Origin of the sequence: Achromobacter ruhlandii (assembly GCF_002082135.1) — a bacterium.
In the GTDB taxonomy this organism is placed as follows: Bacteria; Pseudomonadota; Gammaproteobacteria; order Burkholderiales; family Burkholderiaceae_B; genus Achromobacter; species Achromobacter ruhlandii.
On sequence record NZ_CP017433.1, the window covers coordinates 4,655,159 to 4,670,004 of the forward strand.

The 14,846-nt window shown below is 69.3% G+C and carries 16 protein-coding genes; 9 read left to right on the forward strand and 7 right to left on the reverse strand.

What is annotated here, in order from left to right; genetic code table 11:
* Positions 1-14: 14 nt before the first annotated feature.
* Complete coding sequence (locus AruCF_RS21085; RefSeq protein ID WP_049075905.1) at positions 15-1,064, reverse strand: NADP(H)-dependent aldo-keto reductase; 1,050 nt, start codon at positions 1,062-1,064, stop codon at positions 15-17.
* 129 nt (positions 1,065-1,193) lie between these two features.
* Positions 1,194-1,997, reverse strand: coding sequence for a 2,5-didehydrogluconate reductase DkgB (gene dkgB, locus AruCF_RS21090; RefSeq protein WP_049075907.1), 804 nt, complete (start codon positions 1,995-1,997; stop codon positions 1,194-1,196).
* Between the two features lie 101 nt (positions 1,998-2,098).
* Between dkgB and AruCF_RS21095 the strand changes: the two genes are divergently transcribed.
* From AruCF_RS21095 to AruCF_RS21110, 4 genes are all read left to right on the forward strand, one after another.
* Positions 2,099-3,001 (forward strand): LysR family transcriptional regulator, encoded by a 903-nt coding sequence (locus tag AruCF_RS21095; protein ID WP_049075909.1) that lies wholly within the window; start codon positions 2,099-2,101, stop codon positions 2,999-3,001.
* A gap of 74 nt (positions 3,002-3,075) precedes the next feature.
* A complete protein-coding gene (locus AruCF_RS21100) occupies positions 3,076-3,435 on the forward strand; it encodes a translation initiation factor Sui1 (RefSeq protein WP_049075911.1) in 360 nt (119 codons plus the stop codon).
* 5 nt (positions 3,436-3,440) lie between these two features.
* On the forward strand, positions 3,441-3,791 hold the full coding sequence (locus tag AruCF_RS21105; protein ID WP_049075912.1) for a DOPA 4,5-dioxygenase family protein: 351 nt from the start codon (positions 3,441-3,443) through the stop codon (positions 3,789-3,791).
* A 76-nt stretch (positions 3,792-3,867) separates the two neighbouring features.
* Positions 3,868-4,338, forward strand: coding sequence for a GNAT family N-acetyltransferase (locus AruCF_RS21110; protein ID WP_049075914.1), 471 nt, complete (start codon positions 3,868-3,870; stop codon positions 4,336-4,338).
* Positions 4,339-4,350: 12 nt separating this feature from the next.
* Here the strand turns inward: AruCF_RS21110 and AruCF_RS21115 are convergent, their stop codons facing one another.
* Positions 4,351-5,184: an AraC family transcriptional regulator gene (locus AruCF_RS21115; RefSeq protein WP_049078071.1), complete on the reverse strand. Its 834-nt coding sequence runs from the start codon at positions 5,182-5,184 to the stop codon at positions 4,351-4,353.
* 90 nt (positions 5,185-5,274) lie between these two features.
* On the opposite strand from AruCF_RS21115, the gene AruCF_RS29705 reads away from it, so the two are divergent.
* Positions 5,275-6,471 (forward strand): FAD-dependent oxidoreductase, encoded by a 1,197-nt coding sequence (locus AruCF_RS29705; protein WP_049075916.1) that lies wholly within the window; start codon positions 5,275-5,277, stop codon positions 6,469-6,471.
* 50 nt (positions 6,472-6,521) lie between these two features.
* Here AruCF_RS29705 and AruCF_RS21125 read toward each other — a convergent pair whose 3' ends face one another.
* The 3 genes from AruCF_RS21125 to AruCF_RS21135 all read right to left on the reverse strand — a co-directional run bounded on the left by AruCF_RS21125 (position 6,522) and on the right by AruCF_RS21135 (position 10,746).
* Positions 6,522-8,033 (reverse strand): tripartite tricarboxylate transporter permease, encoded by a 1,512-nt coding sequence (locus tag AruCF_RS21125; protein ID WP_049078073.1) that lies wholly within the window; start codon positions 8,031-8,033, stop codon positions 6,522-6,524.
* A gap of 16 nt (positions 8,034-8,049) precedes the next feature.
* Positions 8,050-8,439: a tripartite tricarboxylate transporter TctB family protein gene (locus AruCF_RS21130; protein WP_231891665.1), complete on the reverse strand. Its 390-nt coding sequence runs from the start codon at positions 8,437-8,439 to the stop codon at positions 8,050-8,052.
* A 462-nt stretch (positions 8,440-8,901) separates the two neighbouring features.
* Positions 8,902-10,746, reverse strand: coding sequence for a methyl-accepting chemotaxis protein (locus tag AruCF_RS21135; RefSeq protein ID WP_049075919.1), 1,845 nt, complete (start codon positions 10,744-10,746; stop codon positions 8,902-8,904).
* Between the two features lie 264 nt (positions 10,747-11,010).
* On the opposite strand from AruCF_RS21135, the gene AruCF_RS21140 reads away from it, so the two are divergent.
* The 4 genes from AruCF_RS21140 to AruCF_RS21155 all read left to right on the forward strand — a co-directional run bounded on the left by AruCF_RS21140 (position 11,011) and on the right by AruCF_RS21155 (position 13,455).
* Entirely contained in the window at positions 11,011-12,066 is a 1,056-nt protein-coding gene (locus tag AruCF_RS21140; RefSeq protein ID WP_235432690.1) for a GGDEF domain-containing protein, read from the forward strand.
* Between the two features lie 74 nt (positions 12,067-12,140).
* Complete coding sequence (locus AruCF_RS21145) at positions 12,141-12,455, forward strand: ArsR/SmtB family transcription factor (RefSeq protein ID WP_049075922.1); 315 nt, start codon at positions 12,141-12,143, stop codon at positions 12,453-12,455.
* The gene (locus AruCF_RS21150; protein ID WP_049075925.1) at positions 12,452-12,811 is read left to right on the forward strand and encodes an SRPBCC family protein; all 360 of its coding nucleotides are present in this window, start codon (positions 12,452-12,454) and stop codon (positions 12,809-12,811) included. The genes AruCF_RS21145 and AruCF_RS21150 overlap by 4 nt, the downstream gene beginning before the upstream one ends.
* A 38-nt stretch (positions 12,812-12,849) precedes the next feature.
* Positions 12,850-13,455 (forward strand): ATP-dependent Clp protease proteolytic subunit, encoded by a 606-nt coding sequence (locus AruCF_RS21155; protein WP_049075926.1) that lies wholly within the window; start codon positions 12,850-12,852, stop codon positions 13,453-13,455.
* Positions 13,456-13,506: 51 nt separating this feature from the next.
* Here the strand turns inward: AruCF_RS21155 and AruCF_RS21160 are convergent, their stop codons facing one another.
* Positions 13,507-14,763, reverse strand: a complete 1,257-nt coding sequence (locus AruCF_RS21160; protein WP_063569943.1) for an MFS transporter — start codon at positions 14,761-14,763, stop codon at positions 13,507-13,509.
* Between the last annotated feature and the right edge of the window lie 83 nt (positions 14,764-14,846).

Consider the following 14,846-nt stretch of genomic DNA (forward strand, 5'->3'; position numbering starts at 1 on the left):
GCGGCGGGCGGGGATCAGGGCGCCGGGTTGGGATGACGCACGTGGATCTGGTCGATGGCCTGCAGCAGCTCGGACGACAGTTCGACGTCGACGCTGTCGATGTTCTCCTTCAATTGCTGGAGGTTGGTGGCGCCGATCAGGTTGCTGGTGACGAAGGGGCGCTGGTTGACCCAGGCCAGCGCCAGGTGCGTCGGCGAGACGCCGTGCTGGCGCGCCAGTTCGACGTACGCGCGGGTGGCGGCCTCGGCCTGCGGATTGCTGTAGCGCGTGAAGCGCGTATACAGCGTCAGGCGCGCATTGGCGGGACGGGCGCCGTCCAGGTACTTGCCGCAGAGCATGCCCATGGCCAGCGGCGAATAGGCCAGCAGGCCCACGCCTTCGTGGTGGCTGAATTCGGACAGGCCGATCTCGTAGACGCGGTTGAGCAGGCTGTAGGCATTCTGGATCGAGGCGATGCGCGGCAGGCCGAGATTGTCGGAGGCCTTCAGGAACTGCGACACGCCCCACGGCGTTTCGTTGGAGACGCCCACATGGCGCACCTTGCCGGCGCGCACGAAGTCCTGCAGCACCGACAGGGTTTCCTCGATCGGCACGGTGTGGTCGTCCTTGACCCACGGATACGACAGCTGGCCGAAGGTGGCGGTGGTGCGGTCGGGCCAGTGCAGCTGGTACAGGTCCAGGTAGTCCGTCTGCAAACGCTTGAGGCTGGCGTCCAGCGCTTCGGTCAGGTTCTTGCGGTCCAGGAAGGTCTTGCCATCGCGGATGTGGCCGGGACGCTTGGGATCGCGCACCGGGCCGGCCACCTTGCTGGCCAGCACGATGTCCTGGCGGCGCTTGCTGCGCGCCAGCCAGGTGCCGATGTAGGTTTCGGTCAGGCCCTGGGTTTCCGGCTTGGGCGGCACCGGGTACATTTCGGCCACGTCGACCAGGTTGACGCCGCGCTCCAGCGCGTAGTCGAGCTGCTGGTGGGCCTCGGCCTCGGTGTTCTGCTCGCCCCAGGTCATGGTGCCCAGGCCGATGAGGCTGACGTCCAGGTCGGTACGGCCGAGTTTGCGGTATTTCAAGTTCTGCTCCGTGCGGAATCTCTGAAGGGAACGATTACCTTACCGCAACTCGGTTGGCGTTTTGCTGACGAAGCGGCGCGGTTGGCCCAGCCCGTGGACGCCGCCTCCGTCAGCCGACGGCGGCGCGCCTCAGTCCCAGGCGGCGGCCAGGCCTTCCGGGCTCACTTCGCGGCCGTTGCGTTCCAGCGCGGCGATCCGCGCCATGTCGGCGTCGGTCAGGCGCAGGTCGCGGGCCAGCAGGTTGCTCGCCAGGTTCTCGCGCCTGGTGGACGACGGGATCACGGCGAAGCCGCGCTGCAGCGCCCAGGCCAGCGCCACCTGCGCCGGCGTGGCGTTGTGGCGCTGCGCGATCTGGCCGATCACCGGGTCCTTGAGCACCTTGCCGTAGGCCAGCGTCATGTACGACGTGACGTGGATGCCCTGCTGATTCAGGAAGTCCACCAGCGCCGCGTTCTGCAGATACGGGCTGAGCTCGATCTGGTTGGTGGCGATCGCTTCCTTGCCGACGGCGGCGATGGCCTCGCGGGTCTCGGCGATGGGGAAGTTGGAAATGCCGATCTGGCGCGTCAGGCCCTGTTCGCGGGCGTCCATCAGCCCGGCCATCATCTCGGCGATGGCGACGCCGTTGCCGGGCGCGGGCCAGTGGATCAGGGTCAGGTCGACGTAGTCGGTGCGCAGCTTGGCCAGGCTGTCCTTCAGGCTGGGCACCAGCTTGGCGCGGCCATAGTTCGGCACCCAGATCTTGGTGGTCAGGAACAGGTCGGCGCGGGCGACGCCGCTGGCCTCGATGGCCTGGCCGACCTCGGCTTCGTTTTCATAGATCTGGGCGGTGTCGACGGCGCGGTAGCCGACGTCCAGCGCGTTGCGCACGGAATCGATGACGACCTGGCCCTGCAGGCGGAAGGTGCCGACGCCAAAAGACGGGATGCTCATGTAAAACTCCGGGGTAGGTGTTGGAATGCACCCAGTGTGCCCGCGCGATCCTTGCGGAATAAGCCCTGTATCGGCGAAAGACTTTTGATATAACGTCAAATATGAAAACGACCCTCGACGAAATGCAGGTCTTCATCGCCATCGTGGACTGCGGCTCCATCACCGCCGCCGCCGATGCGCTGCAGCAGACCATTTCCGCCACCAGCCGCACCATGACGCGACTGGAGGAAAAGCTGCAGACCACGCTGATGCGCCGCACCACCCGGCGGCTGGAACTGACCGAGGAAGGCAGCGCCTACCTGGAGCAGGCCCGCAAGATCATCGCCGCGGTCGAAGAGACCGAGGAACAGATGCGCGCGCGCCGCAACCAGCCGGCCGGGCGGCTGCGGGTCGACGCCGCCTCGCCCTTCATGCTGCACGTCATCGTTCCGCTGGTGCCGGGCTATCGCAAGCGCTATCCCAAAGTCGAGCTGGAACTGAACAGCAACGAGGGCAACATCGACCTGCTGGAACGCCGCACCGACCTGGCGCTGCGCATCGGCAGCCTTAAGGATTCTTCGCTGCACGCGGTGCCGATCGGCCGCAGCCGCGTGCGCGTGCTGGCCAGCCCCGGCTACCTGGCGGCGCACGGCGCCCCCAAGCGGGTGGCCGATCTGCGCGAGCACACCCTGCTCGGCTTCTCGCAACTGGAATCGCTGAACGAATGGCCGCTGGAGGACGCCGACGGCCAACCGCTGCACATCCAACCGTCGATCCGCTCGTTCAGCGGCGAAACGCTGCGGCAACTGGCGCTGAACGACGCCGGCATCGTCTGCCTGTCGGACTTCATGACGCGCGCCGACCGCCAGTCCGGCGCCTTGCGCCAGCTGTTCCCGCGCCAGACGCTGGACGTGCGCCAGCCGGTCAACGCGGTGTACTACCGCAACACCGCGATCTCCTCGCGCATCAAGTCCTTCATCGACTACCTGGTCGAATCGCTGGGGCCGCGCGGCTTCGACGAGTGAGCGCCGCCCGCGCCGGGCTCGCGGCGGCGGCTCCGGCATAATGGCTGCCTGAACCGCAATCTCACGCATCACCCATGAAAAGCAGCTCCCCAGGCGGACTCGTCTACTCCACCGACGGCGGCCGGATGTGCCCGCAATGCCGCCGCCCGCTCGCCGACTGCCAGTGCAAGGCGGCGGCCCGGCCCGTGCCGGCGCCCGGCGGCGTGCGCGTCTCGCGCGAAACCAAGGGCCGCGGCGGCAAAGCCGTGACCGTGGTCAAGGGCCTGCCGCTGGACGACAACGCGCTGGCGGCGCTGGGCAAACAGCTGCGCACCGCCTGCGGCTCGGGCGGCACCGTCAAGGACGGCGTCATCGAGGTGCAGGGCGATCACTGCGACCGCATCCTGGCCGCGCTCGACAAACTCGGCCATCGCGCCAAGCGCGCCGGAGGTTGACCCTCATGATCCTGGACCCCGCCATCGTCGACAGCTGGCACGCTCACGTCTATTTCAACGCCGACAGCCGCGACGCGGCCTGGGCGCTGCGCGAACTGGCGCTGGACGCCTTCGGCGACAGCATCCAGATGGGCCGCTTCCACGAGCGCACGGTCGGCCCGCACCCGCAATGGAGCTACCAGCTGGCCTTCGCGCCAGCCGCGTTGCCGCGCGTGCTCACCTGGCTGACGCTCAACCATGGCGCGCTGGACGTGTTCCTGCATCCGAACACCGGCGAGTCGCTGCGCGACCACCGCGACTGCGCGGTGTGGATCGGCCACAGCCACACGCTGAATCTGGCGGCGCTCGGCGGCTGATCCCCGCGCGCTTGCCGTGCTCGGCGCGCATCCGCGACCCGCCGGACGCGCCCCCTTCCGCCTGACGACGCCCGACATGAACCTGCACTACCGCCCAGCCCATCCCGACGACGCCGCCGCCTGCATCGACCTGCGCGGCCGCACCCGCGAGAACGCCTTCTCCGCCGAAGACCTGCGCGCACTCGGCATCACCCGTGAAAGCTGGAGCGGCGGCATCCGCGACGGCTCGCTGCCCGGCGTGGTGGCGCTGGCGGACGGCGAGCTGGCCGGCTACTGCTTCGGCGATCGCGACAGCGGCGAGATCCTGGTGCTGGCCCTGCTGCCGGCCTACGAGGGCCGCGGCATCGGCCGCGAACTGCTGGGCAAGGTCATGCGGACGCTGCGCGGGCTCGGCCATGAGCGCCTGTTCCTGAGTTGCGCGGCCGATCCCCGAGTGCGGTCCCACGGCTTCTACCGGCACCTGGGCTGGACCCCCACGGGCGAGATCGACGCGGCTGGCGATGAAGTGCTGGCCTACCGATTCGACCCGGACGCGTCGGCGGCGTAGCGCGAACGCGGTTCAATCCGCATCGGGCAAGTCACCCTGCGGCGTCCGCAGGTACCGCCCCGGCGTCATGCCGAAGGCGCGCTTGAACATGGCGATGAAATTGCCGGGCGTGGCATAGCCCAGCGCGTCGGCTACCTGCGCCACCGGCTGGCCCGCGCTCAAGCGCTCCAGCGCATGGATCAGGCGCAGTTGCTGGCGCCACTGCGCGAAGCCCAATCCCGTTTCCTCGCGGAACAGTCGCTGCGCGGTGCGCGGCGCCAGCCCGGCCTGCGCGGCCAGTGCTTCCAGCGGCCGATTGTCAGCCGGGTTTTCCGCCAGGACTTGCGCCAATCGGGCCAGCCGGCGGTCGCGCGGCCACGGCAGGTGCAGCCGCTCGCGCGGCGCCGCCTCGATTTCGTCGAGCAGCACGGCCGCGAAGCGCGCGCGCGCCGGGTCCAGCGCCAACTTGTCCGGCCAATCGGCCGCGCGCAGGACCATGGCGCGCAACACCCCGTCCACCCCCAGCACGCAGGGCGCCGCCGGCAACGCCGCGGCGGCCTGCGGATGCACCAGCGCCACCCAGCCGCTGGCCGCCCCGGCCACGCTGACCCGATGCCGCAGCCCTGGCGGGATCCAGCCCGCGCGCTGCGGCGGCAGCAGCCACGAGCCGGCCTCGGTGCGCACCCGCATCGCGCCGCTGTCCACCCCGAACAACTGCCCGCGGGCATGGGCATGCCAATCGTATTCGCGCGAGCCCAGGCGGAACTCGCTGCCGGGCGCGTCGGCGCCATGGAACACGCACACGGCCGGGCCGTCGAGCAATTCGCTGTAGTCGGGCGCGGGGGCAGCGGTCTGGCGGGTTCGCATCATTTGTTGGCGCGCCGGCATTACCGGCGCGGGCGCGCTTGCGCGCAAGCTGTGGGGGTGCCGGCAACGCCGGCTTGCTTCGAGGACATTATGCAGAATCTCCACGTTTCCATCATCGGCGCCGGCCTGGGCGGCCTGTGCCTGGCGCAGGGGCTGGCGCGCGCCGGCATCGACTTCGACGTCTACGAGCGCGACGCGCGCACCGACAGCCGGGTGCAGGGCTACCGCCTGCGCATCGACGCCACCGGCCAGGCGGCGCTGGCGCACTGCCTGCCGCCGGACCTGTACGCCCTGTTCCAGCAAAGCTGCTCGACCCACGACCACCCCGGCGCGATGCTCGACGCGCAACTGCGGCCGCTGCCGCAACGCGCCTCGGCCACCTGGCGCCTGGACGACGCCGACACCCCGCCCGACCGCTCGGCGCACCGGCAGACGCTGCGCGAGATCCTGCTGGCCGGCCTGGAAGGGCGCGTGCATTTCGGCCACGGCTGCGCGGGCATGGATGACAGCGGCCCGCGCCTGGAGGACATCCGCGCGCGGCCCGGCACGCTGGTGGTGGCCGCCGACGGCGTGCACTCGGCGCTGCGGCGCCAGCACCTGCCGCTAGCCGTGCCCGAGGACAGCGGCACGGTGACGATCTTCGGCATGGCGCCGGCCGGCAGCCTCGCGTCCGGTGGCCTGCCGCCGGCCCTGCGCGACGGCGCCGGCGTGGTGTTCGGCGCCGGCTACGCGCTGGTGCTGGACGCCATGAAACTGGCGGCGCTACCGGCGCTGGCGCGGCGCCTCGCGCCGGCTTGCACGCTGACGGCCGTGCCCGGCTACCAGTACTGGGCCATCATCGGCGAGCGCCGCGCGGTGCTGGGCGCGGACGACGCCGCGATCAGCGCGAGCCAGCGGGACGACACCGCGACGGGCGCGCGCTGGCAGCAGGCCGCGCAGCGCCTGCTGGCGCCGGTGCATCCCGCGCTGGCCGCCATGGCGGCCGCCGGCGATCCGCGCGGCATCGCGCTCAAGACCGTCTACCAGGCGCCGCCCCTGCCGCGATGGACGCAAGCCGGCCTGACCTTCCTGGGCGATGCGGTACATGCGATGAGCCCGGCGGGCGGCCTGGGCGCCAACACCGCCCTGGCCGATGCGCAATCGCTGGCGACGCGGCTGGCGCAGGTGTGCAAAGGCCTGCCGCTGGGGCAGGCCTTGCAAGACTATGAAGTGGATCTGCGCGCTCGCGGCGACCGGGCCGTCCAACAATCGGCCGAGGCCGCCGCCCGCGTCACCGGCAGGGGCTAGGGCCTGCTCGCGCGAGAAGCAACGCCGCGCAGGCCCGCAACCCCGCCGCCTCAGGGCTCGGCCGGCGCCTGTTCCAGCGCGGGCGCCTTGCGCGCCTTGCGCAGGAACGACACCAGTTGCCACACCACGGCCGCGCCGATCAGCGCCAGCAGCGTGCCGCTGATGGGCCGCGTCAGGAAGATGCAGAACTCGCCGCGGCTGAGCAGCATGGCGCGGCGGAAGTTCTCTTCCAGCATCGGGCCGAGGATGAAGCCCAGCATCAGCGGCGCGGCTTCCATGCCCAGGCGCAGGAACAGGTAGCCGATCAGGCCGAAGATCGCCGTGATGTAGATGTCGTCCAGGTTGTTGTTGATGCTGAACGTGCCGATGCAGCAGAAGAACAGGATCGCCGGGAACAGCACCGTGTACGGAATCTTGAACACCGACAGCCAGTAGCGCACCAGCGGCACGTTCAGGATCAGCAGGAAGCAGTTGCCCACCCACATGCTGGCCACCAGGCCCCAGAACAGGTCCGGGTGGGTGCCGATCATGTTGGGGCCGGGCTGGATGCCCTTGACGATGAACGCGGCCAGCATCAGCGCCATGACGGCATTCTCGGGGATGCCGATGGCCATCAGCGGGATGAAGCTGGTGCGCGCGGCCGCTTCGTCGGCCGCCGCCTGGCCCGCGACGCCCTCGATGGCGCCGCTGCCGATCTCGTGGCGGTACTTGCTGAAGCGCTTGTCGGCCGCGTAGGCGGCGAACTGCGCGATGGTCGGGCCGCCGCCAGGCAGGATGCCCAGCACCGAACCGACCACGCTGCCGCGTAGCGCGCTGGGCAGGATGCGCTTGAACTCGGGCCACGTCGGGATCAGCTTGATCTTGCCGTTGAACGGCGTCAGCGTGTTGCGGTTGTCCAGGTTCTTGACGATCTCGGCAATGCCGAAGCAGCCCAGCGCGATGCTGATCAGGCCCACGCCGTCCTGCAGGAAGGCCAGGTCCATGGTGTAGCGCGCCACGCCGCTGTTGACGTCGGTGCCGATCACGCCCAGCAGGATGCCGATCATGGCCATCGCCAGGCCATTGAGCAGGCTGCCGCTGCTGACGAAGCTGACGCAGAAAAAGCCCAGCAGCATCAACGCGCAGTAGTCGGCCGGGCCAAACAGCAGACCGACTTCGCCCAGCGCCGGCGCCATCGTCGACAGCACCACGATCGCCACGGTGCCGCCGATGAAGCTCGACACGCCCGCGGTGAACAAGGCCAGGCCGGTCTTGCCCTTCAGGTTCATCTGATACCCGTCGATGCAGGCGACGATACTGCTCGCATGCGGGATCTTCATCGTGATCGCGCTGACGCTATCGCCGTACTGCGCGCCGTAGTAGATGCCGGCCAGCATGATCAACGCGCCGCCGGTGGGAATGGAATAGGTCAGCGGCAGCAGCAGGCTGATGGTCGACAGCGGGCCCAGGCCCGGCAGCAGGCCGACCAGCGTGCCGACCACGCAGCCGATGGCGCAGTACATCAGGTTCTGCAGCGTCAGCGCGTGCTCGAAACCGAACGCGAGGTTGTTGAACATCTCCATCATGGCGTCTCTCCCCTCAGAACAGCGGCAGGTTCAGGCCGAGCAGGTTGCGGAAGGCGAACGCCACCGCGATCAGGCCCAGCGAGATCTTGACGTTGCGCACCAGCGAATACGAGGTGCCCGCCAAGGTGGAGCAGAACACCAGGAAGACGATGCCGACGATCATGTTGATCAGGCCGGACACCACCGCGAAGCCGCACAGGCTCAGCATGATGATGGCGATGTTCTTGATGCTGTAGCTCAGCGGCACGGGCGGCACGAAGCGCGAACGCACCACCGAGATCACCCCGATCACGCCCAGCAGCGAGCTGACCATGAGCGGGAACAGGCCAGGCCCCGACCGGCTGAAAGTCCCCAATTGATACTTCAATGCCGCCAGCCCGAACAACAGGGCGAAGGCGATCATGAAGAGCCCCGCAACGAAGTTTCTATTGCTTAAGTACATACGACGCGCCCTCCCAGGCAATGCGCTTTCTCGCTTGTTTTTCTCCAGCCGATCCTTGCAATCGGCCTGGCTTTCCCGCCTGTCTTGCCGCTGAAAATTTCGGTGCTGCGGACGGGTCGGCAGATAGTAGAGAGCGACACTTCCAATCCGCTTTCGCTTTTTGGGGCAAAACGCGTCAAACACTTATCGCTTTCCCGTAGTGCTCGCGGTTTTCAGCTGACTGTTTCCTGAATTGATGTCAGACTGAAAGCGGCCGGCGGCAACACCCCGGGTTATCGCCAATCTCGGCACGGCGCGAAGGGCGAAAAAAAACCGACGCGGCACGAGGCGGGCGTCGGCATGGCGGCCGGCAGGCGCCGCGACATACGCGGCGTGGCGCGGCGGCATCCGGCGGCAGGCGCCGCCGGAAAGCGCAGGGCCTGCTCAGGCGGGCAGCGCGGCCATTCGGGGCGCGGCGGCTTGCGAGTCCTCCCGCAGTTTGAACAGGGCCACGGTGCCGGCCAGCGCGCCGGCCTGGTCGCTCAGCATGGCCGAGGCCGCGGCCGACTGCTCCACCAGCGCCGCGTTCTGCTGCGTGGCCTGGTCCATCTCGGACACGCTGCGGTCGATCTGACTGATGCCCACGCTCTGCTCGGCCATGGCGCCGTGGATCTCGCTGACAAGTTTCTGAACGCGCGACACGCCTTCGACGATCTCGTTCATGGTCGAGCCGGCGGCCTGCACCCGCTCGGTGCCGCTCTTGACGTTCTGCACCGAGGCCTGGATCAGCGCGCGGATTTCCTGCGCCGAGGCGGCGCTGCGCTGCGCCAGCGTGCGCACCTCGCCCGCCACCACGGCAAAGCCGCGGCCCTGCTCGCCGGCGCGCGCGGCTTCCACCGCCGCGTTCAGCGCCAGGATGTTGGTCTGGAAGGCAATACCGTCGATCACACTGATGATCTCGGTGATGCGCTCGGACGATTGCGCGATGGCGCCCATGGTAGTGACGGCATCGGTCACCACCTGGCCGCCGCGCTCGGCCGCCAGACTGGCCTCGGTCGCCAGGCGGGTGGCGTGCTCGGCGGCCTCTTCGGTCTGGCGCACGCTGGAGGTCAGCTCGGTCAGCGCCGACGACGTTTCCTGCAACGAGCCGGCCGACACTTCGGTGCGCTGCGACAGGTCGCGGTTGCCCATCTCGATCTCGCGCGTGGCCGAGGTCATGGAATGCACGCCGCTGCGCACATCCAGCATCACGTGGCTGATCTTGTCGACAAACGCATTGAACGACGACGAGATCTGCGCCACTTCGTCATGGCCCACCACCGCCAGCCGGTGCGTCATGTCGCCGTTGCCGGAGCCGATGGTGTCCATCGCGTCGCGCACCGCCGACAGACGCTTGAAGGCGCGCGAGGTCACCACGCTGGCCAGCAGCACCGCCACCAGCGTCAGCACCACCAGCGAGACCAGCGTGGCGTTGAACACCTGCGACAGGCCGGCGGTGGCCTCGACCTCGTCCAGCGCGATCACCAGGAACCAGTCGGTGCCGGGGATGCGGCGGGCCTTGAGCAGCTTGGGAACGCCGCCCAGGCTCAGCGCCATCGGCGCGGCGCCGTCGCGCGCCATTTCGGCCAGCGCGGCCGGCGTGAGGCCGGCGGCCACGTCGGTCGAGGGTTTGAGCGCCAGCTTGTCATCGACGTGCGAGATCACCTGGCCGTCGCTGGCCAGCACGAACGCGGTGCTGGCGGGCGTGGGGCGGATGGCCTTGATGACGTCCTTGATGCCGTCCAGCGCCACCGCGCCGCTGATGGCGCCGGTGGTCTGGCCGTTGCGCACGATCGGCGCGGTGAACGCCACGTAGGGCTTGCCGGTGCCCGAGTCGCCATAGGGCTTGGTGACGGTCAGCTTGCCGGCGGCCACGGCGCTCTTGTACCAGGGGCGCGCCGTGGGGTCGTAGTCGGGCGGCGTCTGCGCGGTCGAGAAATAACTCTTGTCGCTCCAGCCGATGCTGGTGATGGGAAAGCCGTTGGTCTCGCCCATGAGCCGGGTCAGGCCGCGCGGGTCGCCCTTCTCGACCACGGCGGCAGTGGCGGACACGGCCTGGGCCTTGTCCGCCGACCAGCGGTCGATGGCGCTGGCGTTGCCGGCGGCGATGGCGTCCAGGTCCGCGGAGATGGTGGCCATCATGTTGTCGCGCACGATGTGATAGATCGCGATGCCCGAAAGCGCCAGGGCGCCGATGACGGTGAAACAGGTGATCAACAGGATCCTGTTGCGCAACGAGGTGATTTTCATGCTTGTCTTCTTACTGCAACTGCCCGGGCCGGAGGGCACGGGTATCCAGGTACGCGATAAGCTCCGCGCCACCCAGGCTTACGGCAATGCCGCTAGGGACTTTAGGCCCGGCAACCGGCCCGGACACGCGCCCGCGCAAGACAGGCGTTGCCGCCATTCTGGCAAGGCATAATCGGGGTTGGGCCGGACCGCGGCCCGGGCATGCGACGACGCGCCTGGACGCGCGGGAGCGGCATCGCCACAGTGATACGCAGGGAGCTTTCGTTGGACCCGATACTCGCCGAACTTTCGGCGTCGCTGCAGGCCGCCAAATCGGTCGAACAGTTGACGCGCCCCCTCCTGGACATGCTCGGGGCCGTGACCGGCCTGGAGTCCACCTACCTCACGTCGATCGACCTGGACGCCGACCTGCAGCACGTGCGTTACGCGCGCAATGCCGGCACGCTGCAAATCGCCGAAGGCCTGTCGGTGCCGTGGGCGGACACCCTGTGCAAGCGCGCCCTGGCGGAGGGCCGCATGGCCACCAGCGACGTCGGCGCCTGCTGGCCCGACTCCGACGCGGCCCGCCAGCTCGGCATCCAGACCTACGTCAGCGCGCCGATCCGCACCGACGACGGCCTGTTGCTGGGCACCCTGTGCGGCGCCAGCGCCAGCCAGCGCGCGATCGCGCCCCAGGCCGAATCGATCCTGCGGCTGTTCTCCAACGTGATCGCCAACTTCATCGAACGCGAACAACTTGTCGCGCAGTTGCGCGATGCCAACGCCAAGTTGATGGCCTTCGCCCTGACCGATCCGCTGACCGGCCTGCCCAATCGCCGCGCCTTGTACGAGGAACTGGACCGCCTGCGCGGCCGCGCCCTGCGCGAAGGCGGCAGCGTGCTGGTGGGCATGGTCGACCTGGACGGCTTCAAGGGCATCAACGATACCCATGGCCATCAGCAGGGCGATGTCTTCCTGCGGGAAATCGCGCGGCGCCTGGCGATGGCGCTGCGCGCTTCCGACATGGTGGGCCGGCTGGGCGGGGACGAGTTCGTGCTGATCGGGCCCGGCCCCGCGCTGGCGCGCGGCGACGCGGCGCCGGGGCACGAGGCCGAACGCGGCGACGCCGAAGAGGCCGCCCGGTCGCTGGAGGACCGCGCCACCGCCGCCACCGTGGGCCGCTTCCAGCTCGGCGAGGCGGCCCTGGCGTATGAGGGCGCCAGCGTCGGCGTGGTGGCGCTGGACCCGCGCGGCCTGACGGCCGAGGAAGCGGTGCGCCTGGCCGACGCCCGCATGTACGAGGTCAAGCGCGCCCGCAAGGGGTCCCGCACCATCCACTGAGAGGGGCGGCGGCGCGCGCAAGCCCCGGCCGGTCAGGGCTTGCGCAACACATAAGCGTTTGCTAATGTGTTGCCATGATCGAAAACGACATCTTCAAGGCCCTGGCCGATCCCACCCGTCGCGCGCTGTTCGACAAGCTGGCGGCGGGCGCCATGAACGCCAGCGCGCTGCGCGAAGGCCTGGACATCAGCCAGCCGGCGGTTTCGCAGCACCTGGCGGTGCTGCGCCAGGCGCGGCTGGTGCGCGAGGAACGCCAGGGACGCTTCGTCAACTATCAGGTCGACCCGGACGGGCTGGCGCTGCTCGCCGGCTGGCTGTCCAAGTACCGCGCCTGGTGGCCGGCGCGCGTCGACGCCCTGAAGACACTGCTCAAGGACATGGACCAATGACCCCGACGGCCCCCGCCCCGCAGGACACCGCGCTGGTGCTCGATTACGACCTGGATGCGCCGCCCGAGAAAGTCTGGCGCGCGATCAGCGTTCCCGCCCTGCGCGAGCAATGGCTGCCGGACGGCGCGCTGGCCGACCCCGAGCCGCTGGCCGCCACCCCGGGCGTCGAAATCCGCTACCGCATGCGCGAGACGCTGCCGCCCTGCCTGGAAAGCGTGGTCACGTTCCAGCTCAGCCCCAACGCCGACGGCGGCACCCGCCTGACCATCGTCCACACGCCCGATGACGCGCGGCTGACACAACCGCTGCCGCGGGCGTCCAACGATTCCTGGTCCGGCTTCAAGCTCGCCGCCTGACCCCCGGCCCCTCTTTCACGCAAGACAGGAGTTCGCCCATGAGCGAAACGATGCAGCTCGTCCCGATGGTGGTGGAACAGTCCGGCCGCGGCGAACGTTCTTTCGACATCTATTCGCGGCTGCTGCGCGAACGCATCATCTTCCTGAGCGGCGAGGTCAACGACGCCGTGTCGGCCCTGGTGTGCGCGCAGCTGCTGTTCCTTGAAGCCGAGAACCCCGGCAAGCCGATCCACCTGTACATCAATTCGCCCGGCGGCGTCATCACCAGCGGCCTGGCCATGTACGACACCATGCAGTTCATCAAGTCGCCGGTGCATACGCTGTGCATGGGCACGGCGCGTTCGATGGGCTCGTTCCTGCTGATGGCGGGCGAACCCGGCAAGCGCGCCGCGCTGGCCAACGCCAGCCTGCACGTGCACCAGCCGCTGGGCGGCTTCCAGGGGCAGGCCTCGGACATGCTGATCCATGCCGAGGAAATGCAGCGCACCAAGCAACGCATCATCCGCCTGTACGCCGAACACTGCGGCCGCAGCTACGAGGACGTCGAGCGCAGCCTGGACCGTGACCGCTACATGAGCGCCGAGGAAGCGGTCGAATGGGGCTTGATCGACCACGTCATGGATGCGCGCTCGGCCGGCTTCTGAGGCGGCCATGCGCGGCCCGCGCCGTCGCGCCATCGGCGTGACGGCCGCGCACTAGGCCTCGGCCAGCGCGCGCTGGTGGCGCGCCCGCAGCACGCCGTTGGCCAGCGCCCCCAGCGCCAGCAGCACCGCGGTACCCAGGAATACCGCCGGCATGCCGAAATGGCCGCCGATGAAGCCGCCCAGCAGCGGCCCGGCCACCTGGCCGGCATACTGCGCCGAGATCGACATGCCCAGCACGTTGCCGCCCACGCCGTCGGGCACATTGTGGCGAATCACGCTGGTCACGCATGGCAGCAGCCCGCCCAGCGCCAGTCCCATCAGGAAGCGCAGCGCCACCAGTTGCCAGCCGGCGGTGACGAAGGCCTGCGGCACCAGCAGCAGCGCGGCCACCGCCAGCGCGCCGATGATCACCGTCCAGTGGCCGACCCGGTCGGCCATCCGGCCCAATCGCGACGCCGACAGGATGGCGCCCAGCGCCGCCGCCGACATCACCACGCCCGACACCAGGGTGACACGGGCCGGGTCGTCCACCAGCTGACCCACGTAGACCGTGATGATCGGTTCGATCGACATGGTGGCGAACATCAGCAGCATGCCGGTCGCCAGCATCGCGGCCACCGGCCGCTTGTCGGGAATCTGCGCCCAGCCGCCGCGCCGCTTGCCATCCGATCGGGCGGGCTTGGCCGGACGCGGCATCTCCTTGATCAGGAACACGGTGGCCAGGAAGGCCAGGAAGATCACGCCGCCGGCCAGCAGGAAGGTGGCGCGGATGCCGATCAGCGGCGGCAGCCCGCCCCCGATCAGCGGGCCCACCAGGTTGCCCGCCATGATGCCGGCCGACAGCACGCCCAGCGCCCAACCCGAACGCGCCTTGGGCGCCTGCATCGCCACCAGGATGGTCGAGCCCGAGGCATAGCCGCCGGCCAGGCCCACCAGCAAGCGCAGCAGCACCAGCTGCCACACGTTCTGCACCATGCCGGTCAGCGACATGCAGATCGCCATGCCGAACGAAGCGCGCACCAGCATCAGCTTGCGCCCGTAGCGGTCGCCCAGCCGGCCCCACAGCGGCGCCACCAGCGCCGCGGCGAAGAAGGTGGCGCCATAGGCCACGCCGGACCACTGCACGATGGCGGCATGGCCCTGCACGCCCAGCTCTTCCACATACAGCGGCAGGAACGGCAGCAGCAGCGTCATTGCCACGATGGTGCTGAACGAACCGGCGAAACAGACGGCCAGGTTGCGCCGCCAGTGGATGTTCTCGGCGGGCGCGGCCGCGTCGGCGGGTTCCGGGGATGTGGGCGATGTCATGGCAGCGGGCCTTGTGGCGTTCGGGCGTGAATGATGAAAGCGCGATTGTTGCCAGCCTCGCCGCGCGCAGCAAGGCCAGCCGC